General features: G+C 68.1%; 24 protein-coding genes and 1 pseudogene. 13 read left to right on the top strand and 12 right to left on the bottom strand.

Annotated elements, in window-relative coordinates; genetic code table 11:
• Positions 1 to 288 (top strand): RDD family protein (locus VGG53_RS08980; RefSeq protein WP_331517695.1); only part of this gene is annotated, 288 nt, incomplete at its 5' end.
• On the opposite strand, the gene nudC is transcribed toward VGG53_RS08980, so the two are convergent.
• Positions 260 to 1,183: an NAD(+) diphosphatase gene (gene nudC, locus VGG53_RS08975; RefSeq protein WP_331517694.1), complete on the bottom strand. Its 924-nt coding sequence runs from the start codon at positions 1,181 to 1,183 to the stop codon at positions 260 to 262. The two genes, VGG53_RS08980 and nudC, sit on opposite strands and share 29 nt — an antisense overlap.
• A 63-nt stretch (positions 1,184 to 1,246) precedes the next feature.
• Complete coding sequence (locus tag VGG53_RS08970; RefSeq protein ID WP_331517693.1) at positions 1,247 to 2,314, bottom strand: potassium channel family protein; 1,068 nt, start codon at positions 2,312 to 2,314, stop codon at positions 1,247 to 1,249.
• Positions 2,315 to 2,352: 38 nt separating this feature from the next.
• On the opposite strand from VGG53_RS08970, the pseudogene VGG53_RS08965 reads away from it, so the two are divergent.
• Positions 2,353 to 2,752: pseudogene (locus VGG53_RS08965) on the top strand (DoxX family protein).
• On the opposite strand, the gene VGG53_RS08960 reads toward VGG53_RS08965, so the two are convergent.
• Complete coding sequence (locus VGG53_RS08960) at positions 2,741 to 6,010, bottom strand: ATP-dependent helicase (protein WP_331517692.1); 3,270 nt, start codon at positions 6,008 to 6,010, stop codon at positions 2,741 to 2,743. The pseudogene VGG53_RS08965 and the gene VGG53_RS08960 sit on opposite strands and share 12 nt — an antisense overlap.
• Entirely contained in the window at positions 6,007 to 9,144 is a 3,138-nt protein-coding gene (locus tag VGG53_RS08955; RefSeq protein WP_331517691.1) for an ATP-dependent DNA helicase, read from the bottom strand. Before VGG53_RS08955 ends, VGG53_RS08960 begins: the two co-directional genes overlap by 4 nt.
• Before the next feature lie 78 nt (positions 9,145 to 9,222).
• Here VGG53_RS08955 and VGG53_RS08950 point away from each other — a divergent pair, with 78 nt between their 5' ends.
• Together VGG53_RS08950 and VGG53_RS08945 are read left to right on the top strand one after the other, a co-directional pair.
• Positions 9,223 to 10,002 (top strand): alpha/beta hydrolase, encoded by a 780-nt coding sequence (locus tag VGG53_RS08950; protein WP_331517690.1) that lies wholly within the window; start codon positions 9,223 to 9,225, stop codon positions 10,000 to 10,002.
• A gap of 2 nt (positions 10,003 to 10,004) precedes the next feature.
• On the top strand, positions 10,005 to 10,307 hold the full coding sequence (locus tag VGG53_RS08945) for an MGMT family protein (RefSeq protein WP_331517689.1): 303 nt from the start codon (positions 10,005 to 10,007) through the stop codon (positions 10,305 to 10,307).
• Here the strand turns inward: VGG53_RS08945 and VGG53_RS08940 are convergent.
• The 3 genes from VGG53_RS08940 to VGG53_RS08930 form a co-directional block, all read right to left on the bottom strand.
• Positions 10,304 to 11,158, bottom strand: coding sequence for a TIGR02569 family protein (locus tag VGG53_RS08940; protein WP_331517688.1), 855 nt, complete (start codon positions 11,156 to 11,158; stop codon positions 10,304 to 10,306). The genes VGG53_RS08945 and VGG53_RS08940 overlap by 4 nt on opposite strands.
• Before the next feature lie 68 nt (positions 11,159 to 11,226).
• Complete coding sequence (moeZ, locus tag VGG53_RS08935; RefSeq protein ID WP_331517687.1) at positions 11,227 to 12,396, bottom strand: adenylyltransferase/sulfurtransferase MoeZ; 1,170 nt, start codon at positions 12,394 to 12,396, stop codon at positions 11,227 to 11,229.
• Positions 12,397 to 12,437: 41 nt separating this feature from the next.
• Entirely contained in the window at positions 12,438 to 13,493 is a 1,056-nt protein-coding gene (locus VGG53_RS08930; protein WP_331517697.1) for a DUF3152 domain-containing protein, read from the bottom strand.
• Between the two features lie 167 nt (positions 13,494 to 13,660).
• Here VGG53_RS08930 and VGG53_RS08925 point away from each other — a divergent pair, with 167 nt between their 5' ends.
• Positions 13,661 to 14,320 (top strand): TetR/AcrR family transcriptional regulator, encoded by a 660-nt coding sequence (locus VGG53_RS08925; protein ID WP_331517696.1) that lies wholly within the window; start codon positions 13,661 to 13,663, stop codon positions 14,318 to 14,320.
• Here VGG53_RS08925 and VGG53_RS08920 read toward each other — a convergent pair.
• Complete coding sequence (locus tag VGG53_RS08920; protein WP_331517686.1) at positions 14,307 to 14,555, bottom strand: DUF3107 domain-containing protein; 249 nt, start codon at positions 14,553 to 14,555, stop codon at positions 14,307 to 14,309. The two genes, VGG53_RS08925 and VGG53_RS08920, sit on opposite strands and share 14 nt — an antisense overlap.
• A gap of 190 nt (positions 14,556 to 14,745) precedes the next feature.
• Between VGG53_RS08920 and VGG53_RS08915 the strand changes: the two genes are divergently transcribed.
• Positions 14,746 to 15,408, top strand: a complete 663-nt coding sequence (locus VGG53_RS08915) for an MmpS family transport accessory protein (protein WP_414688923.1) — start codon at positions 14,746 to 14,748, stop codon at positions 15,406 to 15,408.
• An 8-nt stretch (positions 15,409 to 15,416) separates the two neighbouring features.
• On the opposite strand, the gene VGG53_RS08910 is transcribed toward VGG53_RS08915, so the two are convergent.
• Positions 15,417 to 16,109 (bottom strand): ferritin-like fold-containing protein, encoded by a 693-nt coding sequence (locus VGG53_RS08910; RefSeq protein WP_331517684.1) that lies wholly within the window; start codon positions 16,107 to 16,109, stop codon positions 15,417 to 15,419.
• A gap of 383 nt (positions 16,110 to 16,492) precedes the next feature.
• Between VGG53_RS08910 and VGG53_RS08905 the strand changes: the two genes are divergently transcribed.
• Both VGG53_RS08905 and VGG53_RS08900 read left to right on the top strand, forming a co-directional pair.
• The gene (locus VGG53_RS08905) at positions 16,493 to 18,016 is read left to right on the top strand and encodes a DEAD/DEAH box helicase (RefSeq protein WP_331517683.1); all 1,524 of its coding nucleotides are present in this window, start codon (positions 16,493 to 16,495) and stop codon (positions 18,014 to 18,016) included.
• A 20-nt stretch (positions 18,017 to 18,036) separates the two neighbouring features.
• Positions 18,037 to 19,251, top strand: coding sequence for a hypothetical protein (locus VGG53_RS08900; protein WP_331517682.1), 1,215 nt, complete (start codon positions 18,037 to 18,039; stop codon positions 19,249 to 19,251).
• A 14-nt stretch (positions 19,252 to 19,265) separates the two neighbouring features.
• Here VGG53_RS08900 and VGG53_RS08895 read toward each other — a convergent pair whose 3' ends face one another.
• The gene (locus tag VGG53_RS08895) at positions 19,266 to 20,066 is read right to left on the bottom strand and encodes an AAA family ATPase (RefSeq protein ID WP_331517681.1); all 801 of its coding nucleotides are present in this window, start codon (positions 20,064 to 20,066) and stop codon (positions 19,266 to 19,268) included.
• Positions 20,067 to 20,176: 110 nt separating this feature from the next.
• Here VGG53_RS08895 and VGG53_RS08890 point away from each other — a divergent pair, with 110 nt between their 5' ends.
• Genes VGG53_RS08890 through VGG53_RS08880 form a run of 3 tightly spaced genes read left to right on the top strand, consistent with a single transcriptional unit; the run spans position 20,177 to position 22,112 of the window.
• Positions 20,177 to 20,788: an acid phosphatase gene (locus VGG53_RS08890; RefSeq protein WP_331517680.1), complete on the top strand. Its 612-nt coding sequence runs from the start codon at positions 20,177 to 20,179 to the stop codon at positions 20,786 to 20,788.
• Positions 20,789 to 20,793: 5 nt separating this feature from the next.
• The gene (locus VGG53_RS08885) at positions 20,794 to 21,891 is read left to right on the top strand and encodes an isochorismate synthase (protein WP_331517679.1); all 1,098 of its coding nucleotides are present in this window, start codon (positions 20,794 to 20,796) and stop codon (positions 21,889 to 21,891) included.
• Positions 21,888 to 22,112 (top strand): hypothetical protein, encoded by a 225-nt coding sequence (locus tag VGG53_RS08880; protein ID WP_414688922.1) that lies wholly within the window; start codon positions 21,888 to 21,890, stop codon positions 22,110 to 22,112. The genes VGG53_RS08885 and VGG53_RS08880 overlap by 4 nt, the downstream gene beginning before the upstream one ends.
• Here VGG53_RS08880 and VGG53_RS08875 read toward each other — a convergent pair.
• The gene (locus VGG53_RS08875) at positions 22,107 to 22,493 is read right to left on the bottom strand and encodes a hypothetical protein (protein ID WP_331517678.1); all 387 of its coding nucleotides are present in this window, start codon (positions 22,491 to 22,493) and stop codon (positions 22,107 to 22,109) included. The two genes, VGG53_RS08880 and VGG53_RS08875, sit on opposite strands and share 6 nt — an antisense overlap.
• Before the next feature lie 113 nt (positions 22,494 to 22,606).
• Between VGG53_RS08875 and VGG53_RS08870 the strand changes: the two genes are divergently transcribed.
• Positions 22,607 to 23,581 carry a diacylglycerol kinase family protein gene (locus VGG53_RS08870; RefSeq protein ID WP_331517677.1) on the top strand — a complete coding sequence of 325 codons (975 nt, stop codon included), beginning with the start codon at positions 22,607 to 22,609 and terminating at the stop codon, positions 23,579 to 23,581.
• A gap of 252 nt (positions 23,582 to 23,833) precedes the next feature.
• Positions 23,834 to 24,088, top strand: coding sequence for a transcriptional regulator WhiB1 (whiB1, locus tag VGG53_RS08865; RefSeq protein ID WP_163780324.1), 255 nt, complete (start codon positions 23,834 to 23,836; stop codon positions 24,086 to 24,088).
• A gap of 60 nt (positions 24,089 to 24,148) precedes the next feature.
• On the opposite strand, the gene VGG53_RS08860 is transcribed toward whiB1, so the two are convergent.
• Positions 24,149 to 25,204 (bottom strand): sensor histidine kinase (locus tag VGG53_RS08860; RefSeq protein WP_331517676.1); only part of this gene is annotated, 1,056 nt, incomplete at its 5' end.

Here is a 25,204-nt window from a genome sequence, read left to right as displayed (position 1 = left end):
TTCATCGGGAATTACGGTTACCGCCAAGGGCGGACTGGGTCGAGCATCGGCAAGTCGGTACTAGGGTTCCAGGTGATCAGTGAAAAGACCGGCCAGCCAATCGGATTCAGTAGATCACTGCTGCGGCAGATCGCCCACATCCTGGACGCCGCGGTTTTCTTTATTGGATACCTGTTGCCGTTGTTCGACGCCAAGCGTCAGACGTTTGCGGACAAGATAATGACCACGATTTGTGTGCCCATTTCATGCCAGCCCGATTTCAGTCCAGCGCAGCCCAGGACTCGATGATCACCCGCGCGATCGACACCGATCCGGGCAGCAGCAGCCTGGACTCCGAGTCGCTGCTCCAGTCGCCGAGGGACAGCGCGGCACGAATCTCGTCGCGGGTGAACCAGTCGGCCTCCGCGATCTCGCCGTCGTTGAACGCGAACGGCTCAGCCGGATCGGCGATCGCGTGGAAGCCGATCATCAGCGATCGCGGGAACGGCCACGGCTGGCTGCCCAGGTAGCGAATATCGCTGACGGTCAGCCCGATTTCCTCGCGGATCTCGCGGGTGACACAGGTTTCGAAGGACTCCCCCGCTTCGACGAAACCGGCCAGCAGCGAGAACATCCGATCCGGCCACACCGTTTGACGGGCCAGCACCGCGCGGTCGCCGCCGTCGTGCACCAGGCAGATGATCGCGGGATCGATACGTGGAAACTCCTCGTGACCGGTGACCGGATTGACCCGCGCCCAGCCCGCCCTGACCGACTTGGTCGGCGAGCCGTCCACTGAGCTGAACCGCGCGCTGGCATGCCAATTCAGCAGCGCCGCGGCCGCCGACACCAGCTGGGCGCCGACATCATCGAAAAGCCGGCCGGCCCGGCGCAGATCGGCCACCTCGGCTTCGAGGTCGGGATCCTCGGGGGCTTGCAGCGGCCCGCGCACCGCCCACACGTGCCGGCCATCCTCGATGCGGCCGAGGAAAACCGCGTCCGGCGGCGGCTTGTCGCCCAGGGTCTTCGCCTCACCCAGCAACACTCGGCCGCCGGCAACCATCACCTGATTACGCGAGTCCAACCGCAGCAGCGCCGCATCCGCCCAGCCAACGGTCGCCGCCTCGATGTCGGTGCGCACCTGGTCGGCTCGGTCAGCGCCGATGCGCGACAGCAGCGGCACGCTTCGTAATTGGAAATCCACGCTGCTACACCTCCTGGTGGCGACCCGCGGCGCCCGGCTTCGCCGCGCTTGCGATCGCCACGGTCACTTCCCCGTATTGCGGACGTAGAGCAGCCGGTCGCCGGCCTCGATGGCATCGGCCTCGGGTGCATCGACGCGAAGCAGGCGGCCGTCGCGGACCACGCCCAGCACGATGTCCGCCAGATGCCGCGGCGAGCCGCCGAGCTCGGTCTGCTCGACCTCGCGTTCGGCGATGGCGAATCCATGCGACGGTGTCAGCAGGTCGTCGATCATCTCGACGACGCTGGGCGTTGTGGTGGCCACGCCGAGCAGTCGGCCGGCGGTCTCGGAGGAGATGACCACCGAATCCGCTCCGGATTGCTTGAGCAGATGCTGGTTTTCAGCCTCGCGGATCGCGACGACGATCTTGGCTTTGGGTGCGATCTCCCGAGCCGTCAGCGTCACGAGCACAGCCGTGTCGTCGCGGTTGGTGGCCACCACGATCGACGACGCATGCTCGACCCCGGCCAGCCGGAGTACCTCGAATTTGGTGGCGTCGCCGTGGACGGTGACCAGGCCGGCGGCCGTGGCGTGTTCCAATGTCGACTGGTCGGTATCGACCACGACGATGGTGCCAGGAGGCACCCCGTCACCGATCATCGCGGCTGTCGCTGTTTTACCTTTGGTCCCATACCCGATGACGACGGCGTGGTTGCGCACTTTGCTCCTCCAACGCTGGATCTTCCAGGCTTGCCGCGACCGCTCGGTGAGGACCTGGAGCGTCGTGCCGACCAAAACGATCAAGAACATGATCCGCAGCGGCGTGATGACCGCGATGTTGACCAAGCGCGCGGATTCGGTATACGGCGTGACATCACCGTATCCGGTGGTCGTCAACGACACGGTCGCGTAGTACACACAATCAAGAAACGACAGCCGCGTGTGTCTTACGTCGGCATAGCCGTCGCGGTCTATATAGACGACGATCACCGCGATCAACAAATCGAGCAGCGCGATCGCGACTCGTCGCCAAATAGCCCACATCGGGCTGACTTGTCCCTCCGGGACGCGCACCACACCGACCAGCGCGTAGCCGGGCCGGTTGATCAGCGTCTCGTCGAGATCGCGTCGCTGACGGCTAATTTTGGCCACAGTTCATCGCTCGACCCGGCGCACGACACAATGTAACCATGACCGCCATCACAGCCAGACCTCAGCGGGATGCCAGCCAGACACCCGCGCACCGAATCGCGGCGCTTTTGCTCGGTGTCGGCACCCTCCACTTCGTGGCGCCGAAATCGTTCGACGGCATCATCCCCGCTGAGCTGCCGGGCAGCCCGCGGTTCTACACCTACGCGTCGGGCGTCGCCGAGGCCGTTCATCGGCGCACTGCTGTTGCCACACCGCACCCGGCGGTTGGCCGCGTTGGCAGCTGCGGCGCTGTTCGTCGCGGTCTTACCGGGCAACATCAACATGGTCCGGCTGTGGTGGGACAAGCCTTGGCCGATGCGGATCGTCGCGTTGGCGCGGCTGCCGCTGCAGATTCCGATGGTCACCACCGCCCTCAAGGTCAGCCGCCTAACCCGCTAGCAGCTGGGCCAACTCGTCGCGCCCCGGTAGCACATCCGGGACAACGGTGAGCCCCGGTCGGACGTAGTGGAAAGCGGTGCGCACCAACGACTCCCGACAGCCGCTGAGCGCGGCCCAGGCGAGCCGGTAGACGCCGAGCTGAATGGCGGCGTGCCGCGCCGCCTCTGAGCCAGGTGGAGGCTCGCCGGTTTTCCAGTCCACCACGGTGGCCCCGCCGTCGGGCTCGGCGAAGACCGCGTCGATGCGACCACGGATCACAGTGCCGCCGATGGCCATCTCGAAGGGCACCTCGACGGCTACCGGCGTGCGAGCAGCCCACGGTGAGGCGAGGAAAGCTTCCTGCAACGTAGCCAGCTCGTCGGCGTCGCGCTGCGCGATCTCGGTGTCGGCGGCACCGGGCAGATCAGCGAGGTCAAACAGCCGTTCGGCGCCGTAGAAGCGTTCGACCCAGTCGTGAAACGCATTGCCCAACAAAGCATGTGGCTCGGGTCGCGTCGGCAGCCGGCGCATCAGCCGCTGCAGAGCATACTCGGGGTCGCGGGCCAAGTCCACCAGGCTGCTGACCGACAGTCCGCTGGGTAGCGGGTGCGCCCGCGGTTGCGCGGCGCGGGCCCGTTCGTCGAGCAGCGCGTCGACGTCGGCCGCCCACTCTTCTACGTCGGTGTCAGTCACCTGTGGCGCGTCGGCCGACATCGCGGCGGCGACCAGTGCGGCTCCGCGTTGCACGTCGGCACGGCGATCAGCCAGCGGGTCGACGGGCCAGGTCGCCTCGTGAACGATGTCGCGCAGCGGGTTTCGGTCACCATCCGCCGGCGCAACCGCCCAGTGCTCGACCACGCCGCAGGGTTCGCCGGCAGCGGTTGACTGGTCGATGGTGTCCTTGAGTTCGCACAGAAAGTCCGACGGGCCGCGGGGCTTGATGCCGGTCGCTGCCCAATGGTGACCCGACAGCAACAGGGTGTCTTCGGCACGGGTGATGGCCACGTACAGCAGCCTGCGCTCCTCATCGAGACGGCGTTGTTCCAGCTGCCGACGGTGTTTGAATATGCTGTCCGACAGCTGCTTTCGATTGGTCACATCTGATGTGTCCAGAACCGGCACGCCGTGCACCCCTACGGTGGAGCGATCGCCGCGCAACAATGGCGGCAGGTCGGCGGCGTCGGTGAGCCAGGTGCGGGCCTGTGCGGTGGACGGGAACAACCCACCCGACAGGTGCGGCACCGCGACCACCTCCCACTCCAACCCCTTGGCGGCATGGACGGTGAGCACTTGTACCCGATTCTGGGCGACGACGGATTGTGCCGGCGCCAGGCCGTTCTCGACGACGGCGGCCGCATCCAGGTAGGCCAGCAGACCCATGACCGAGGCCAGCGAGTCGGTGGTGGCGGTCCGGTCGGCGTAGCCGCTGACCACGTCGGCGAAGGCGTCGAGCTGCTCGGTGCCGGTCCATCCGGCGCCGGGCAGTGTCGCCCGCACCTCGCAGTCCAGACCCAGCAGCCGGCGCACCTCGGCAACCAGATCGGGCAGCGGATGGCCGAGATGGCTGCGCAGCACACTGAGCTCCTCGGCCAACGCGATGATGCGCCGATACCCCTCGGCTGAATAGCCGTCGGCCGGACCGGGGTCGGCGAGGGCGTCGGCCAGGCCCGCGGGATCGCCCTGCGGACCGGCCGCTTCGGCGACCCGCTCGATCGCCACGGCGCGGCGCCACAGCGCCGCGACGTCGCGGGCCCCGAGCCGCCACCGGGGGCCGGTGAGCACCCGCATGGCGGCGGCACCGGCGGTCGGGTCGGCCACCAGACGCAGCATCGCGACCACATCGGCGACCTCGGGCACCGCGAGCAGTCCGGCCAGTCCGACCACTTCCACCGGAACGCCGCGGGCACGCAGCGCGGTGGCGATCGGTGCGGCATCGGCGTTGCGGCGCACCAGGACGGCGGCGGTCGGTGGCGCGACGCCGGCGGCGGCCGCGTGCTGGTAGCGCTGCTGCAGGTGGTCTGCGACCCAGTCCCGTTCGACCTGCACATTGGGCAACAGCGCGCAGCGCACCGTGCCGGGTTCGGCGTCGGGGCGGGAGCGGAGCGCTCGCACCGCCACCGATCGTTGTCGCGCATCGGCCGAGACGGCGTTGGCGACATACAAGGCGGTCGGTGGATTGCGCCAGCTGGTACGCAGTTCCAGTACCGGCGCCGGGCTGCCGTCGGGCAGCGGGAAGTCGGTGGTAAACCGCGGCAGGTTGGTCGCCGACGCGCCGCGCCAGCCATAGATGGACTGGATCGGGTCTCCGACAGCGGTCAATGCCAGTTCGTCGTCGACTCCCCCGCCGAACAGCGACGACAACAGGATGCGCTGGGCGTATCCGGTGTCTTGGTATTCATCGAGCAGCACCACCCGATAGCGGCTGCGCAACTGCTCCCCGACGTGCGGAATCGCGGAAGCCAGCCGAGCGGCCGAGGCCATCTGGCCGCCGAAGTCCATCACCTTCTCCGCCCGCATCCGTTGGTGCAGGGCGTCGATCAGCGGCATCACCTCGGCGCGTTCCGCCTGGGTGGCCAGCATTCGCAGCAGCCACTGGCTCGGGCCTCGGTCGCGTTGGTACGGGCCCGCAGGCAAGGTGTGCACCATCCGTTCGAGCTCCAGATGGGTGTCGCGCAGCTGGCCGGTGTCGACCAGATGCTCGGCGAGCTGACCCGACAGACGCAGCACCATTGCCGTGACCGCGGCCGGGTTCTTCTCGGTGCGCAGCTCACCCTGATGCTTGTTCACCACGTCGAACACCAGCTGCCAGAGCTCGGTTTCGCTGAGCAGCCGGGTGGCGGGCTCGATGGGCTGCGCGTGCTTCCCCACACCCGGTGACAGCAAACCGTATTCGCGCAGCAGTTGGCCGGCGAACGCATGATAGGTGCCGACCACCGGCGCTCCGGCGGGCTCGCCGACGAGTTGGCTGCCGATGGCCAGTCCGCTGCCGCTGAGCCGGGCCAGCCGGGACCTGACCCGCCGCAGCAACTGCCCGGCTGCCTTGCGGGTGAAGGTCAGACCCAGCACCTGGCCGGGCTCGGCGTAGCCGTTGGCCACCAGCCACACCACCCGTGCCGCCATCGTCTCGGTTTTTCCGGCCCCTGCCCCCGCGATGACCACCAGCGGGCCCGGTGCGGCGGCGATGACCGCCGCCTGTTCGTCCGTGGGCTCGAAAAGACCCAGTGCACTTGCCAATTCATTCGGGCTGTAGCGCGCGGACGCGATTGCTGTGACGGTCATACCGACCCCTTCCCGTCGACCCCGGTGTGGGCGGGGCAGCTCGGCCGCAGCGGGCAGTGCGCGCAGCCGTCGTTGATCCGGGCAACGAACTGCGGCCCGGCCGTTGCCTTCGCCGCGTCGCGGATCCGTTCGCGCCACTGTTCGCGTGCTTCGGATGTCAACGGATCCTGTTCGCGCTCAGTGGCGCCCGTCGAACCGGTCTTCGCCAGGTACACCAGCCGCCCGCCGCCGGGTTCGTCGCCGTCGGCGACCAAGCCCTCGGCCACCGCGAGCTGGTAGGTCGCCAGCTGGGCGTGCCGCTGCGCATCGTCCTTACTCACCGCTGTCTTGCCGGTCTTGACGTCGACGATCACCAGCCGGCCGGCGGCGTCGCGCTCGATCCGGTCGACCCGGCCGCGCAGCCGGACGCCGCCGTCGAGCACACCGTCGACCTCGACTTCGACGCCGACCTCGGTCAGCTCGCAGCGGGTCTGCGCCCGCCACGCCAGGAACGTCTCGATCATCGCCCGATGCCGGGCCAGCTCATTGGCTGAATACCAACCTGATTCGAACGGCAGTTGCTGCCATGCCCGCTCCAGAGCGGCCAGTAGCTCCGACTCGCCGGCCGGCTCTGCGATCAGTGCGTGCAGCACCGAACCGATGGTCGAACCGAGATCGCGGGGATCGGTACCGCCGTGGCGCTCGGCCAGCCATCGCAGCGGGCAATCGGTCAACGTTTGCAGGCTCGACGGGGTCAGCGTGACGACGTGATCGTCACCGCTCCACATCGGTTCGGTGGTACTGACCGGTGACATGCCGTACCAGCCGGACGGATCGGCGCCCGGCACACCCGCTACCGCCAGGCGCGCCAATTGCGTTGCCGCACAATCACGCATCGAGTCGCTGACCGTGCCCGATGGCGCGCACACCACGCTGCGCAGCCGGCCGACGACGGCGGTAGCCGACAGCACCCGCGGCGCCGTGACGGGTTGCAGCGGGTCGCCGCAATCGGGCAGCGCGGCATCGGCGGCTCCGGTGGAGCACTGCGCGATCTCGGCGAAGAACGGCGACGGCACGCTGGCCTCGTTGTCGCCGTTCGCCTCCCCGTCGATGGCCGTCACCAGCAACCGTGTGCGGGCCCGGCCCATCGCGGCCACCAGCAGTCGCCGCTCCTCGGCGAGCAGCGGCGCCCGCATCGAGGTGTTCTCGGCGACCCCGTCGAGCACATCCAGCAGTCGCTGGGTGCCGAGCACTCCCCCGCGCGGAATCGTGTTGGGCCACAACCCGTCCTGCAGGCCGGCGATCACCACCTGATCCCACTCATGGCCGAGCGCCGCATGCGCGCTGAGCACCGCGACCTGCTCGGCCGGGGCCGCCGGCTCGCCGCCCGCCACACGCAACTGCTGGGTCACCAGATGATCGATCAGCCCGCGCAGCGAGCCACCGACGGTGCGCGACAAGTACTGGTCGGTGGCGTCGAACAACGCCGTCACCGCGTCGAGGTCCCGGCCCGCCTGCACTCCGGACGACCCACCGCGCTCACACGCGGCGAGCCAACGGCGCTGCAAACCCGAACGGTGCCACGCCGCCCACAGCGTGTAGCGCGGATCGTCCCCGCGGCGTTGCGAGGCCGCCGCGGCGTCCAGCACCGCGCGTATCCGCTTCAGCGGCCGGACCTGCGCCGCGGGCAGCCGGGCCGGCAGGCTACCGGTCAGCGCCTCGACTAACAGGTCGTCGAATTCCCTTGGCGATCGGTCGATGTCGGCGCGACGCAGGGTCCGGCGCAGCTGACGCAGCGAAACCGGATCGACACGACCGATCGGGCCGGTGAGCAGCGCCAGCGCCTGCTCGCCGTCGAGTCCGTCGGCGGTAGCGGCCAGCACCGTCAGCAACGCCTGCGCCGCGGGCTGTGCGGCCAGCGAGCCGGTGACTGCCGCGGGGGCCACCGGAACGCCGGCCCGCGCCAGCGCGTGCGGCAATCCGGCCGCGGCACGAGGCACCGACCTGACAATCACTGCCATCTGCGACCACGGCACGCCGTCGACGAGGTGCGCGCGCCGCAAGAAATCGGCGATCATCGCCGCCTCCGCGTTGGCAGAGGCGGCAAGTTTCACCATCACCGATCCCGAATCGTCTCCGGTGCCCTCGATTTCGCTCCCGCCGGAAAGCCGGCCGGCGATACCCGAGACCGCGCGCGCCACGGCCGGAGCACAGCGATAGGACGTCCTCAGCGTGACCGACGGCGTGCCCTCACCCAGCAGCGCCGTCGGCTCAGCGCCCCGGAAACCGAACACCGCTTGGTCCGCGTCACCGGCGAGCAGCGTGAGCTCGGCACCGGCGGCCAGCACCCGAACCAGCAGCGCGGCCTGCGGATCGAGTTGCTGGGCATCGTCGACCAGCAGGACGCCGATGCGGGCGCGCTGCGCGGCCAGCAGTTCGGGGTCGACGGCGAATGCCTCGAGAGCGGCCCCGACCAATTCGGCGGCCCCCACGGCCGGGGTAGTCGCCTGCGGGGCAGCCGTTCCCACGGCCGCGCGCAGCAGCATCACCTGCTCGTAATCGCGTGCGAACCGGCCGGCGGCCACCCATTCGGGACGACCCGACAGCCGGCCCACCCGTTCGAGCTGCTGAGGGTCAATGCCGCGCTCGGCGCAACGGGTCAGCAGCTCACGCAATTCGGCGGCGAAACCGGCAGTACCCAGGGCCCCGCGCAGCTCGGTCGGCCACGGCGTCGTCGCATCGGGACCGTCGGCAACCTCGCCGGCAAGCAACTCGGCGATGATCGCATCCTGTTCGGCGCTGGTGACCAGCCTGGGTGGGGGGCCGCCGGCACGCTGAGCCGCCAGCCGCAGCACCGCGAACGCATAGCTGTGCACGCTGCGCACCAACGGCTCCCGGATCACCGCCGAGCGGGCACCGACGTTCTGGGAGCCGAGCAGCTTCGCCGTCAACGCGCTGCGTGCTTGCGGCGAGATGCGCCCGGATCCGGTCAACAGCAACACCGATTCCGGATCGGCGGCCGCCCGGATTCGATCAGCCGCGACGTCAATCAGCAACGAGGTCTTACCCGTTCCCGGCCCACCGAGCACGCGCACCATCCCGCGCAGACCGGGATCGAGCACAGTGCGGGCCTCCGGGCCCCAGCGGTAAGACATAGCGCGAATGACACCACGGGGGTCCGACAAGTCGGCCCGGCCGACGACGGGTGACCGCCCGGCTGGCACCATCAACGGGTGACCCGCCTGCACGTGCACCGCTTCGGCCCGCCCGGTCCCGTGCGACTGCTGGCGCTGCACGGGCTCACCGGGCACGGCAAGCGCTGGGAATTGCTGGCGAGCCGGCACCTACCCGAAATCACCGTTGCCGCACCCGATCTGATCGGGCACGGCAGGTCGTCGTGGTCGGCACCGTGGACGATCGAGGCCAACGTCGCCGCTTTGGCCCAGTTGCTCGAGCATCAGCCCGATCAGCCGGTCGTGGTGGTAGCGCATTCGTTCGGAGCCGCGGTCGCGCTGCATCTGGCCGCCACCCATCCCGGCCGGGTGGCGGGACTGGTGCTGCTCGACCCGGCCATCGGACTCGACGGCGGATGGATGCGTGAGATTGCCGACGCAATGCTGGCCTCCCCGGATTACGCCGACGCCGCCGAGGCCCGTACGGCGAAAACCAACGGCTCCTGGGCGGGCGTGGACCCGGCCGTCGTCGATGCCGAACTCGACGAGCACCTCGTCGAGTTGCCGGGCGGACGGTGCACCTGGCGGCTCAGCCTGCCCGCGATGATGGCCTACTGGAGCGAGTTGGCCCGCGATATCATAGTGCCGCCCAAAGGAATTGGAACGACGCTGGTGCAGGCGGCGTGGACGTCGCCGTCATACGTCACCGACCGGCTCATCACCGATTTGCGCGAGCGGTTGGGGCCCGATTTTCAGTCACTGACTTTGGCATGCGATCACATGGTGGCCGAGACCAAGCCGGCCGAAGTCGCCGCGTTGATCCGCGAGCGGATGCGCTGACGGTGGCGACGGTTACCGACGATCAGATCGAGCGGGTGCGCGCCTTGGTTGCCTCGATACCCGCCGGCAGGGTGTCGACCTATGGCGATATCGCTTGTGTCGCAGGGCTTTCCAGTCCACGCATTGTCGGCTGGATCATGCGCACCGACTCCTCGGACCTGCCCTGGCATCGGGTGATCACGGCATCGGGGCGCCCGGCCCGGCACCTGACCACCCGGCAGTTGGAATTGCTTCGGGCAGAAGGGATTCTCGCCCTCGACGGCAAGATCGCGCTCGCCGAGGTCCGCCACCAGTTTCGCGATTAGAGCACCAGCCGCACCAGTGCGGCGGTGCGTGCCAGACCCGGGAATGCGGCCGCCGTCGAACGCGGATGCAACGCGTGCACGGCGAGCCGGAATATCAACGCGCGCAACAGCATCTGCGGCCACTCCGGGAGCGCGTTCCAGCGATCGATCAGGCCTTCGTCGGCCTCGCCCCACGACAACGCGTCGACGACGACCACTCCCGCCGCCCACGATGCAGGCCGCCAGTACGGCGTGATGTCCGTTATGCCCGGGGCGGCCGCGCCCGCGAACAGCACTGTGCCGTAGAGGTCGCCGTCGACCAGCTGGTTGGGACTCTTGGTCGGCCGCCGCAGCCCGGCGAGCTGACTGATCAACTCGACTGACCGCTGTCCGTCGGCGGTGGGAGAGGCCGAGCGCGACGCGGCCGGCACCGACTGCAGCGGCCGTTCTTCCCATGCGGCACGGTCAGCGGCGATGAAGACGTCGACGTCAGCCCAGGGCGCCGTCGGCCCCTGAGTCAGAAATCGCGGCCGTTCCAGCTTGCCGGTCGCTTCGTGCAGCCGCACCGCCGCCGACACCACCTCGTCGTGCCGGGGCTCGGGCTGGCCGGCGACGAAAGTGTCTGCTCGCCAACCAGACACCACATAGCGCCCATCGGTCGAGCGGACCGGCCGGGCCAGCCGCACACCGTCGACGAACAACGTCTCGCGCACCCGCGCCGACCACGCGGCGCGGGCGTTGTCGGCGACCATCGACAGCACCACTTCGCCACACCGCCAGCCACCCTCCCAGCTGGCACCCAACGCGATCGGCCGCACGCCGCTCAAACCGAACGCGGACAGCAGATGCTCCGGCGGCGGCTCGACACTCACACGATCAGCCTAATCGGGCTCAGCGAACTCTCGGGACTAGACACGAAGACGCAGTTTCCGGTGGTGAATCAGTACATCACCATGTCGGGCTGCATCTGTTCGGCCCAGGCCACGATGCCGCCCTGCAGGTGCACCGCGTCGGCAAACCCGGCCTTCTTAAGCGCCGCCAATGCCTCGGCCGAGCGCACCCCCGTCTTGCAATACAACACCGCCTGACGGTCCCGGGGCAGCTCGGCCAGGCCCTCGCCGGAGCCGATCAGCGAATTGGGAATCAACTGGGCTCCGTCGATATGGTTGATCTCCCACTCCGCCGGCTCACGCACATCGATCAGCGCTACTTTGGCGCCGGAATCCAGCAAGTCACGCAGCTCGCGAGGAGTGATCGCGGAGTCGGCGGCCACCCGATCGGAGGCCACCCCGCAGAATTCCTCGTAGTCGACCAACCCGGTGATCTCTGGACCGGCCGGGTCTTTGCGGATGGCGATGGTGCGATAGCTCATGGCCAGCGCGTCGTACATCATCAGCCGGCCGAGCAATGACTCACCGATTCCGGTGATCAGCTTGATCGCCTCGGTGCCCATCACCGAAGCGATCGATGCGCACAGCACGCCCAGCACACCGCCTTCGGCGCACGACGGCACCAAGCCCGGCGGGGGCGGTTCGGGGTACAGGTCGCGATAGTTCAGACCGCGACCGCCGGGTGCGTGCTCCCAGAACACCGACACCTGACCTTCGAACCGGTAGATCGAGCCCCACACGTAGGGCTTGCGCGCCAGTACTGCGGCGTCGTTGACCAGATACCGGGTGGCGAAGTTGTCGGTGCCGTCCAGGATCAGGTCATATTGCTCGAAGAGGTCGACGGCGTTGTGAGCCGCCAGTCGCGCCTCGTGCAACCGCACCTCCACCAGCGGGTTCACTTCGGCGATCGAGTCACGCGCCGACTGCGCCTTGGACCGGCCGAGATCGGAGACGCCGTGGATGATCTGGCGCTGCAGATTCGACTCCTCGACGACGTCGTCATCGACGATGCCAATCGTGCCGACGCCCGCCGCGGCCAGATACAACAGCGTCGGCGCGCCGAGGCCGCCCGCGCCGATCACCAGCACCCGGGCGTTCTTGAGCCGCTTCTGCCCGTCGACACCGAGGTCGGGGATCACGAGATGCCGGCTGTAGCGGGCAATCTCGTCACGGGTCAATTCGGCAGCCGGCTCAACTAACGGCGGCAACGGCGTCGACACCGACATCTCCTCATGCATAGTCCGCAATTTTTCCGAGCGAGCTAGGCGATCGGGTAGGGCCAGGGATTGAATCGGCAGCTCTTGCCGTCGGGCTTGACCCACTCCGGGTCGAATTTCGCGGCGTCGTCGTTGGAGGTCGAGAACGTCTGCTGCATCATGACCGGCGCCAGGCCGCCTTGTTTGTCGCACGGCTCGTGCCGCAGGTACCCGATGGCGTGGCCGACTTCGTGGTTGACCAGATACTGCCGGTAGGAACCCACGTCGCCCTGGAAGGACAACGCGCCGCGCACCCAGCGGGCCTCGTTGATGAAGACCCGCGGTTGGGCCTCGGCGCCATAGGACGGGTTGTAGCAGGAGGTCTCGAGCGGGAACTCGTAACCGCAGCCCTGGCGGACGGTCATCGGCGAACTCAGCGAGATGCGGATGTCGGGTTTGCTCTTGTCATTTGCGTCCATCCTGACGAACGCGAACTGCGCATCGTGGATCCAGCTCTTCGGATTGGCCAGCGTCTGGTCGACCATTCCGGCGAACGCGTCGTCACCGCCGAACGGGGTGGGATCCATGCCGTTTTCGACCTCGACGGTGTATTTGAAGACTTTGGCCGTCCCCTGCCCCATCTGCGGCGTAACACCCGGAACGATCTGCCACGACTTGTCGCCGGCATCGGTGTACGTGCCGCCATTGGGCAGCATGCCAGTGGGCAGGCTGGCGTCGAACTGGGTCAGACCGCGGGGCGGGGCGTCGACGATCACCGTGCCCACCGCGCCGATTTTTGGCGGACCCTGCACCGGCTGCCCGGACGCGGGTGCAGACGCGCTGGTCCCGTTGAGGGTCTGGTAGAGCACCACCCCGGTGACGGCAACCAGCACCGGCAGCGCGTAAGCGCGCCAGCCGTAGGTGGATACGAAACGCCCCAACCAACTCTGTTTGCGAAAGCGGCTGGTGTCTCGATTCGACCGGACCCGCCCGGCGCCCGCGCCCCACGCCAGCGGGTCCCGCTGAGCGCGCAGCGGTTCCCGCCAGTCGTCACGCAGGACCGGTGTGCGGTTCCCCCCCCGCCGGTCGGGGTCGAAAGTCACTTTCCCAGGATGGCACAGCGGCCGCTAGCTGGGACTCTCGGCGCGCCAGAAGGTACTGCTACGACGCTGACATGCCGACATTCAAAACCTGGGTGACGATCGAAAAAGGCGAGCGGGTAGTAGTGTCGGTGCGATCAACTGCGCTTTCACCCCACCGGCGCCAGGACAACCAGATTGAGGAATGGATGAGCGATCTCGCCAACGCCGCCGGCAGGAGCGGGGTGATGAAGCCCGGCACAACCGCACGACGCGGCAACCGACTGCCTCGTGACGAGCGTCGGGGCCAATTGCTCATCGCTGCCAGCGATGTTTTCGTCAACCGCGGCTACCACGCCGCCGGCATGGACGAGATCGCCGAACGCGCCGGTGTCAGCAAACCCGTTCTCTACCAGCACTTTACAAGCAAGCTGGAATTGTACTTAGCGGTCTTGGCGCGCCACGTCGAGAATCTGGTGTCCGGTGTGCGTCAGGCTCTGCGCACCACCACCGACAACCGGCAACGGCTGCGGTCGGCCGTGGGGGCCTTCTTCGACTTCATCGAGCACGACAGCCTGGGCTACCGGTTGATCTTCGAGAACGACTACATCACCGAACCTCAGGTCGCCGCACAGGTACGGGTGGCCACCGAGTCGTGCATCGACGCGGTTTTCGACCTGATCAGCGCCGACTCGGGGTTGGACCCGCACCGCGCCCGAATGATCGCGGTGGGCTTGGTCGGGGTCAGCGTGGACTGCGCCAGGTACTGGCTCGACTCCAATCGGCCGATCACCAAGGACGATGCCGTGGACGGCACCGTGGCGTTCGCGTGGGGCGGGCTGTCACACGTGCCGCTCACTCGGTCTTAGCCGCAGCGCTCCCAATGCCGAAGCCGACGCGGCGTGCGTCGGCGACACCGATTTCGACGTAGGCGATTTTGGCTGAGTTGACCACAAAGCGGCGGCCTTTGTCGTCGGTCAGGCCAAGCACGTCGGAATCCTTGCCCAGCGCGGCCGTGACGAGTTTTTCGACTTCGCCGGGCGATTGCGCACTGGTGAAGACCAGCTCGCGCGGGCTGTCCGTGATACCGATCTTGACCTCCACGCCGGTCCTTTCCCATCCCTCGGTGTTCGGTGCTTCGACAAGCAGGCTAGTGGACGCTGGACGAGGGTGCTGAAAGCCGGTCGCTGCCAAGTGTTCGCGGGCGTCGGTCAAAACGGCCGCCGTTGGCAAATCGTGACCTGACACGCCCATACGCCCAACCTGGGGCTGTTGGCACAGGGATAACATCTGCATCATTAGCACCACGAACTTCCTGGGCGACGATATCCAGGACTATCCCGATGACGCCGTCGACGACATCTACGCCGACGGCGATGAGCTGTTTGACCCGATGGAGCCGCGCTGGCGCCCGGTCGCGGCCATCGCCGGGATCGTCTTCGTGCTGGCGATGATCGCCACCGTCGTGATCGTCAACGGCGGCGACAGCGCGTCGACGTCGGCCACCGTCGTAGTGCCACCGACGCGAAGCGCGACGCCGCGGCCCAGCCTGGTGCCGGCCCTGCCGCCCGAGACGGTCACCACCGTGACGCCGCCCTCACGGCAGCCGAGCCCGTCGGCCACCAGCACCGCACCGGCAGAGGTCCCACCACCGGCGGCTGTCCCTTCGACGCCACCGGAGGTGGCCGCTCGCACCTTCGTTTATCGGGTGACCGGCACCAAGGGGCTTCTCGACCTGGTCACCGTCGTCTACACCGATGCCCAGGGCGCGCCGCAGACCGACTTCAACGTGTCATTGCCGTGGTCGAGGACCGTCGTGCTGAACCCGGGAGTCGGGATGAGATCCGTCGTTGCGACGAGCCTGACTGGCCATCTCAACTGTTCGATCAGCGACGGCGTCGGCCAGCCCGTCGCGATCTCGACCAGCAGCACAATGATCGCGGCCTGCAGCCGCTAGCACGCCGCTCAGGCCAGACCCAGCTCGCGCATCCGATCGGCGTGGGTGCGCTGTAGTCGATCGAAGAACGCTGCCACCTGCGCCAACCCATCGGTCCGCGATACCACCAGATCGACCAGCTCGTCGTGTTCGGCCAGCACGTACTGGGCTTGGGTGATCGCTTCGCCGAGCAGTCGGCGCGACCACAACGCCAGCCGGCTGCGTTGTTTGGCGCTCTTTGTCACTGCGGCGCGCAACTCGCCGACGACGAACTGGGAGTGGTCGGTCTGCGACATCGTCGAGCGCACCACGTCGGCGACCTCGTCGGGCAGACCGTCGGCGATCTGCAGATAGAAGTCGGCCGCAAGCGCGTCGCCGACATAGGTCTTGACCAGCGCTTCCAGCCAGGTGCTCGGCGTGGTCAGCCGGTGGTAGCCGTCGAGTGCGGAGGCGTACTTCGACATCGCCGGCACCACGTCCACGCCACGGCTCTCCAACGCCGCGGACAGCACCTCGTAGTGCGTCATCTCCGCTGCGGCCATGCTGGCCATCGAAATTCGTCCGCGCAGATCCGGCGCCATCCGCGCCTCGTCGGTGAGCCGGTAGAACGCCGCGACCTCGCCGTAGGCCAACAGCGCGAACAATTCGTTGACGCCGGGGTGGTCCGCGGGTAGCCGTGGCGGCGCATCGGCCAGCTTGTCACCCGGCGAAAGCGGATTCATGCCACCACTCTAGGGGCCATCGGTGGCGACCCGCCGCGCGCGGCAATACCGCGCTAGCGATCCCCACGGGGGCCATCGGTGGCGACCCGCTGCGCGCGCAATACCCGCGCTAGCGATCCCCACGGGGGCGCCATCGTGGCGACCCGCCGCGCGCGGCAGCGCCGCCAATCCAGGCTGCGGCGGCGCACCAGCTACAATCGATCCAGGTAATGGCGGTAGATCCGTACCACTGCTACCTACGCAATGTGCGTGCACGCAGTTGGCCCGCCTCAGTAAGCGCAGGGCCCGCGAATCGGCAACGTATTCGACAGTCAACTGGTGCGCGCGTGGCCGCGACGATTGACCAATCGAATACAACACCGAAAGGCATACGTGCTTCACGCATGACTCCACTCATCACACCTAACCGAGCCGCATCCGAATCCACCTTCGCCGACCTCGGTGTCCGCGACGAAATTGTGCAGGCACTCAGGGACGAAGGCATCGAGCATCCCTTTGCCATCCAGGAGCTGACGCTGCCGCTCGCGCTCACCGGTGACGACCTGATCGGGCAAGCCCGTACCGGAATGGGCAAGACCTTCGCGTTCGGGGTGCCGCTGCTGCAGCGGATCACCACCTCGGGCCCCGATCGACCGCTGTCCGGCATCCCCCGGGCACTGATCGTGGTGCCCACCCGCGAGCTCTGCCTGCAGGTCTACGGTGACCTCTCCACCGCCGCCAAGTATCTGACCACCGACGACGACCGGCGGCTGTCGGTGGTGTCCATCTACGGCGGTCGTCCGTACGAGCCGCAGATCGAGGCGCTGCGCGCCGGCGCCGACGTGGTGGTCGGCACTCCGGGTCGGTTGCTCGACCTCGCCCAGCAAGGGCACCTGCAGCTCGGCGGTCTGTCGGTGCTGGTGCTCGATGAGGCCGACGAGATGCTCGACCTGGGCTTCCTGCCCGACATCGAACGGATACTGCGCCAGATTCCCGACGACCGGCAGGCGATGCTGTTCTCGGCGACCATGCCGGATCCGATCATCACGCTAGCCCGCACGTTCATGAACCAGCCCACCCACATCCGGGCTGAGGCGCCGCACTCCTCGGCGGTACACGACCTCACCAAGCAATATGTCTACCGCGCGCACGCCCTGGACAAGGTCGAGCTGGTGACCCGGGTGCTGCAGGCGCGCGGACGCGGCGCCACGATGATCTTCACCCGCACCAAGCGCACCGCCCAGAAGGTCGCCGACGAACTCGCCGAACGCGGTTTCGCCGTCGGTGCCGTGCACGGCGACTTGGGTCAGATCGCGCGCGAGAAGGCGCTGAAAGCGTTCCGCAGCGGCGGCATCGACGTATTGGTCGCCACCGACGTCGCGGCCCGCGGCATCGACGTCGACGACGTCACCCACGTCATCAACTACCAAATCCCCGAGGACGAACAGGCCTACGTGCACCGCATCGGGCGCACCGGCCGCGCCGGCAAGACCGGCGTCGCCGTCACATTGGTGGACTGGGACGAACTGGCCCGCTGGACAATGATCGACAAAGCCCTCGGCCTGAACTGCCCGGATCCAGCCGAGACGTACTCCAACTCGCCGCACATCTACGCCGAACTGGACATCCCGACCGACGTCCAAGGCTTCATCGGAACGGCACGCAAAGCACCGGCCAAGCGCACCAGCAACGGCGGCGAGCCGGCGCCCCAGCGCAAGCGCAACAGTAGCCGGCAGCGGGCCCGCACCCGTGGCGGCAAGCCGGCGACCGGCCATTCCGGCGCCACCGGCAACATCGGAAACACCGACAGGGATGGGTCGGCGCCGGCAGCGAACAACGCGGACGCCACGTCAGCCGACGGCACCCGCGCCCGGCGTCGCCGTCGTCGCCCCCGCAAGTCAGCGGGCGCGACCGCCACTGCCAACTGAGTCGGCGTCGCCTCCGCCGCATGGTCAAGCCGGAACGCCGCAGCAAAGCTGACCTGTTGGCTGCGGTCGCGATTGTGGCCGTGGTCGCCGCTGCCGCGGCCCTGATCTGGTGGACCAGCGACGCCCGGGCGACGATCAGCCGGCCCGCGGCCACGCCCGCCCCCAACCCCGCTCCCGCCCATGCCGTGCCGGCTGCGCTGCGACAGCTCTGGACGGCTCGCAGCGCGGCCACGGTCCAGCCGATTGCGGTCGGCGGAACCGTCGTGACCGGTGACGGCCGCCTCGTCGAGGGACGTGATCCGGTGACCGGTGCCGTGCGGTGGAGCTATTCCCGCGACAGCGATCTGTGCGGTGTCTCCTGGGTGTACCGCTTCGCCGTCGCGGTCTACCGCGATGATCGGGGTTGCGGACAGGCCAGCACGATCGACGCAGCCACCGGCCGGCGCGGCCCGGCCCGCAGCAGCTACGCCGATCGGCGGGTGGAGTTGTCCAGCGACGGCACGACGGTGTTGTCGGCCGGCGATACCCGGCTCGAGCTGTGGCGTTCGGACATGGTCCGGATGCTGTCGTACGGCGAGATCGACGCACGGGTCAAGCCGTCGTCGAAGGGATTGCATACCGGCTGCCGGTTGACGTCGGCGGCGGCCAGCTCGTCGGCGGTGTCGGTGTTCGAGGCCTGCGGCCGGCAGGCCGATCTGCGGCTCAAGTTGCTGCGTCCGAGCAAGGAAGAAGACGAACCAGAACAGCGCGATGTACCCGAGCCGGGCATCGGGGTGGATTCCGGCGCGCGGGTGCTGACCTTGGCCGAGACCAGGACGGCTATCTACCTGCCGGCGCCACAGCCCAGGGTCGACGTCGTCGACGAATCCGGCACGACGGTCGGCAGCACGCTGCTGCCCAAGCCGCCGTCGCCGTCCAGCGCGCTGACTCGACCCGGCAACCTGGTCACCTGGTGGACCGGCGACCGGGTCATGGTCTTCGATGCGGCGAATCTGACCTACCGCTATTCCATCGGGCCGGCGGGCGCTTCGGTGCCGGTGGGTCCGGCGACGATGATGGCCGGCAAGTTGCTCGTCCCGGTCACCGACGGCATCGCTGTCTGCGACCCGGTCACCGGGGTCGGCGAAGGCTTCCTGCCGGTACCGCGGCAGCCGGCTGACTCGGCGGTGATTCCCGCCGTGTCGGGTTCGCAACTGCTCGAGCAGCGCGGCAACACCCTGGTCGCGCTGGGCTGAGCTTCAGCCCGACGTCAGGCGTCGATAGTGAACGTCGGCAGCGCTTTGCCCGACTTCCAGTGTTTGAGCAGCGCCTCGGCCAACTCCTGGTAGGCCGTTGCGCCCTTGTTCTTGCGCGCGGCCAGCACCGACGAGCCCGAGGCGCTGGCTTCGGCGAAACGCACCGTGCGTGGGATGGGCGGCGCCAGCACCGGCATGTTGTAACGGTCCGCGACGTCGAGCAACACGTCGCGAGTGTGGGTGGTGCGCGGGTCGTACAGCGTCGGCAGCGCACCTAGCAGCCGTAGTCCCGGGTTGGTGATCTGCTGAACGTCGTTGACCGTCCGCAGGAATTGCCCGACCCCGCGATGGGCCAACGTTTCACACTGCAGGGGCACGATGACCTCGTCGGCGGCGGTGAGCCCGTTCAGGGTCAGCACGCCCAGCGACGGCGGGCAGTCGATCAGCACGACGTCGAACGTGTCGCCGAGTTTGTCCAGCGCCCGCTTGAGCGCGTATTCGCGGCCGGCCCGCATCAGCAGCATCGCCTCCGCCCCGGCCAGGTCGATATTCGCTGGCAGCAGCGTCATGCCCTCCGCGGTGTCGACCAGGGCGGCGTTCGGCTCCACCTCACCGAGCAACACCTCGTGCACCGACGTTGCCAACTTGTCCGGGTCCTGCCCAAGGGAAAACGTCAGACATCCCTGCGGGTCCAGATCGATGAGCAGCACTCGTAGTCCTGCATCCACCATCGCCGCACCCAGCGACGCGACCGTCGTCGTCTTGGCCACCCCGCCCTTCTGGTTGGCCACCGCCAGCACTCGGGTCCCTTTCATCAGACGGCGCTCCTCCTATGTCTCTGCGGGCGGGTTGACAACTGCCATCCTGGCATCAACACCGTGTGCCCGCGCGCGGATGGCTATGTGTGTCAGGCAGAATCGTCCCCATGGGCTTGAAAAATAGCCGCGAGAGCCATCGACTGGTGTTGCTACGCCACGGGGAAACCGACTGGTCGCTGTCGGGCCAGCACACCGGTTGCACCGATGTCGACCTCACCGACAACGGACGCGCCCAAGCCGTCGCGGCCCACCCGCTACTGGCCGAGCTGCGCCTTGACGATCCGAGGGTGATCAGCAGTCCGCGCCGGCGCGCCATGGAGACCGCGGAACTCGCCGGCCTGACTGTCGACGAGAAGTCCGAGCTGCTCGCCGAATGGGATTACGGCTCCTACGAAGGCGTGACGACCGCGGAGATTCACAAATCCCAACCCGAGTGGTCGATCTGGACGCACGGCAGTCCCGACGGCGAGTCCGTGGCGCAAGTCAGCGAGCGCGCAGACCGCGCCGTTGCCCTGGCTTTGGAGCTGATGACGACGCGTGACGTGGTGTTCGTCGGTCATGGTCACTTTTCGCGCGCCGTCATCACCCGCTGGGTGCAGCTGCCGCTGATCGAGGGCAGCCGCTTCGGGATGGGCCCCGCGTCGGTCGCGGTCGGCGGGTTCGAACACGGGATCCGCCAGCTGACCGCGCTGGGCCTGCCCCATCCGAATGACGACTGAGCCGAATGCCGACTGAGCCGCCGTTTGTGCTGTGCGGGCCGGCCGGCGCGGTGATCGCCGACGGCGTGCAGGCCTGCTACCGCGACGTGGCCGGCGCCCAGTCGGCGCTGCGCTCAGGCGCGGCGCCAATAGTGCTGGGCGCGTTACCTTTTGACGTCGACGGGCCCGCGGCGTTGATGACGCCGCGCGCGGTGCGCCGGGCCGCTGGATTGCCCGACTGGCCGACCGGGCCGCTGCCCGCGGTGCACGTCGCCGGAGCGCTTCCCGAGCCCGACGAACACCGCGCCCGGGTTCGGCGCGCCCGCGACGAGCTGACCGCTGCGAACAGCACGCTGCAAAAAGTGGTGCTGGCCCGCGCGTTGCAGCTGCGCGCCGATGGCCCGCTGGACGCCCGAGTCATCTTGCGCCGGTTGGTCGCCGACGACCCGGCCGCCTACGGCTATCTGGTCGACCTGTCGGCAGCGGGCAGCCGGTATGCGGGCATGACCCTGGTCGGCGCCAGTCCAGAGCTGCTGGTAGCGCGCGACGGCGACCGGGTGACCTGCCGGCCGTTCGCCGGCTCGGCGCCGCGAGCCGCCGACCCCGACCTCGACGCCGCCGCGGGCGCCGCGCTTGCCGATTCCGCCAAAGATCGCCACGAGCACCAACTGGTCATCGACACCATGGCTGAGGCTTTGCGTCCCTTGTGCAGCGAGCTGACCGTCGCAGCGGCGCCCACGCTGAGCAGCACCACCGCGCTGTGGCATCTGAGCACACCGATCACCGGTCAGCTGCGTGACACATCCACCACCGCAATCGATTTGACCCATGCCCTGCATCCCACCCCCGCGGTCGGTGGCGTGCCCACCGATGCCGCCACCCAACTCATCAGCACACTGGAAGGCGATCGCGGGTTCTACGCCGGCGCGGTGGGCTGGTGCGACGCCCGCGGTGACGGGCGCTGGGTGGTGACCATCCGTGGCGCGCAGCTGGCGGCCGACCGTCGCAGCGCGCTGGCCCACGCCGGCGGTGGCATCGTCGCCGAATCCGATCCGGACGGCGAAGTAGCCGAGACGACAACCAAATTCCGCACGATTTTGACCGCGCTGGGCGTCCGAACGTGACCGTGCGCATCCGCCGGGCCGCTCCCGGCGATGCCGCCGCGATCACGGCGATGATCCACGGCCTGGCCCACTTCGAGGGCGCCCCCAAGCAGTGCACTGTCGTCGAAAAACAAGTCAGCACAGCACTTTTCGGTGCCAACCCGACGCTGCGAGCGCACGTCGCCGACGTGGACGGCGAAGTCGCCGCGATGGCACTGTCCGAGCTGGCCGGGCGCTCATGACCCGCCGGCAACCCAACGCAACGCGGCCGGACTGAACAGCAACGCCAATGCGGCCAATGCGATGGCGGCCACCGGGATCCCGATCAGGGCGCGATGCGAACCCACGGCCAGGTACCACGCCACGGGCAGCAACAACAACTCGGCGAAGACCGCCAGCCCACGGCCCCAACGCCGGCCGACCAGCAGTGCCCAGCCGGCAGCCAGGACGGCGCCACCGGCCAGTGCGAACCACCCCGCCGTCCCGAACCCGTTGGCCACCCGCTGGTCGGTGCCGCCGATCGCCCGGATCAGCAAAATCGCAGTGGCCACCAGGCCCGACACGCCCTGAAGGGCAACGATCAGTCCCGCCCCACGCACAGTGGCCGGTGGACGCGTGATCACCGCCCCAGCGTAACGACGCGGCCCGCATCGTCGCCGGCTGGACCCGATCGTCGCGCTCCTCCCCGGGCCGCTGCGCGGCCCGCATCGTCGCCGCTCCCGTAGGCTTTGGCCCCATGCGGGCCGTGCTGATCGTCAATCCCACTGCGACCTCAACCACCACGGCCGGCCGCGATCTGTTGGCGCACGCGCTGCAAAGCCGCCTGGAATTGACCGTCGAACACACCCGGCACCGCGGCCATGGCGGCGAAATCGCGCAGGCCGCGGTCCAGGACGGCGTTGACCTCGTCGTCGTGCACGGCGGCGACGGCACGGTGAGCAACGTGGTCAACGGCCTGCTCGGCCGGCCCGGGCAACTGCCCACCGGCCATGTCCCGGCGATGGCGATCGTGCCCGGCGGGTCGGCGAACGTGACGGCGCGCTCGCTGGGCATCCCGCCGGGCCCCATCGACGCCACCAATCAGCTCATCTGGCTGCTCGACAGATACGGCCCGCACAAGCAATGGCGCCGCATCGGCCTGATTGACTGCGGCGAGCGGTGGGCGGTGCTCAACGCCGGCATGGGGGTCGACGCCGAGGCGGTGGCCAAGGTGGAGGACAAGCGAGAAAAGGGCGTCAAAGTCACACCGACGCGCTACATCACCGCGGCCGTGCGCGCGACCTTGGCTTATTCCCGCAAGGAGCCGCGGCTGACCGTCGAGCTGCCCGGGCGCGAGCCGATTTCCGGTGTCCACTTCATCTTCGTGTCCAACTGCAGCCCGTGGACCTACGCCAACGACCGGCCGCTGTGCACCAATCCCGGCACCAGCTTCGAGTCCGGTCTCGGAGTCTTCGGCGTCACCGCGCTGAAGGTCGTGCCGAGTCTGAGACTGGTCGCGCAGATGTTCTCCAAGCAGCCCAAGATCGAGGGCGCCCAGGTGGTTCGCCACGACGACACCGACTGCGTCCGGGTGACCTGCGCGGATCCACCCATGGCGAGCCAATTCGACGGTGATTACCTGGGTGTGCGCGAACGGATGACATTTCGCGCGGTTCCCGACGCGCTTGACGTCGTCGCCCCACCCGCGAAAAAACTTTCCGACCTGCGCTGATCGGCCGATGTGGGCGAAACCGCTGGTCGGATCCGTGGGGAGTGTAGTACAACCGATTAAGGGATTTGGTAACAGATCTCTGAAGGTGACATTGCCCACGGACCAACGAGCCGCTATTGACATCTGTTGAGCCTGTGAAACGATCGAGCGATCGCATGAAACGGTACAGAAACATTTCTTGTGCCTGCGTTAACAGCCGAAGAAAATCATTCGTGCGCACATTGCTGCGCACACAGTGAGGAGCAACGACTTATGGATTGGCGCCACACCGCGGTCTGCCGCGACGAGGACCCGGAGCTGTTCTTCCCTGTCGGGAACAGCGGACCGGCCCTCGCGCAGATTGCTGATGCGAAACTGGTCTGCAACCGCTGTCCGGTGACCACTGACTGCTTGTCTTGGGCACTGAACACCGGCCAGGACTCCGGCGTCTGGGGCGGAATGAGCGAAGACGAGCGACGGGCCCTCAAGCGTCGCAACGCTCGCACGAAGGCCCGCAGCGGAGTCTGACCAAGACCCTCAACGGTGCGGCCCCGGCGCAATGTCGGGGCCGCACCGCTGTGTGTGGCCCTAGGTCATAGTTCGGACGCGACGGCCGATCGGGACACGTAGCACCACGTCGGTTCCGCCTTCGGGGGCGTTCTGCATGTCCAGCGAGCCGTCCAGCTCAGCCGAGACCAGCGTTCGGACGATCTGCAAACCCAGCCGGTCGGACTGCTCGACGCTGAACCCGTCGGGCAGCCCGCGGCCGTTGTCGTGAACCACCACGTCCAGCCAGCGCGCCGACCGTTCCGCATGGATGGTCACCGAATCGCCGGCCGTCGCGGCAGCCTCGCAGGCGACCGGGTCGAACGCGTGCTCGATGGCGTTCTGGACGAGTTCGGTGATCACCATGACCAGCGCGGTCGCCCGGTCCGAGTCCAGGACGCCGAGCATGCCGGTCCGGTTGATCCTGATCGGCGCATCCACCGTCGCCACGTCGTTCATGATCGGCAGGATCCGGTCGATCACCTCGTCGAGGTTGACCTCCTCGTCGACCGACATCGACAACGCGTCGTGCACCAACGCGATCGACGAGACCCGTCGCACCGACTCGATCAGCGCCTCCCGGCCCTCGATATTGCTGGTCCGGCGGGCCTGCAGGCGCAACAGTGCCGCGACGGTCTGCAGGTTGTTCTTCACTCGATGGTGGATCTCCCGAATGGTGGCGTCCTTGGACATCAGCGCGCGGTCTCGGCGTTTCACCTCACTGACGTCGCGAATCAGCACCGCGGCGCCTGCTGCCGATCCGTGCACCACCAGCGGCAGCGTCCGCAGCAAGATGGTGGCGCCGCCGGCGTCGACCTCGATGCGCATGCTGGCCCCGCCGCTCAATGAGTCGCGCACATGGTCGGCGAGTTCTTGAGCCTCGAAGGGGTCGGAGATCAACGGACGGGTGACCTCGATCAGGTTCTGCCCCTCCAGCTCCTGGGTCAGGCCCATTCGGTGATAGGCCGACAACGCGTTCGGGCTGGCGTAGGAGACGTCGCCGTCGACGTTGAGGCGGATGAATCCATCACCTACCCGCGGGCTCGAACGCGACATCGCCAGGTCCCCCACGTTGGGAAAGGTGCCCTCCGAAAGCAT

Source organism: Mycobacterium sp. (assembly GCF_036490025.1).
GTDB lineage: Bacteria > Actinomycetota > Actinomycetes > Mycobacteriales > Mycobacteriaceae > Mycobacterium.
The sequence above is the reverse complement of the archived record's forward strand: the minus strand, read 5'-3'. Positions and strand labels throughout refer to the sequence as shown.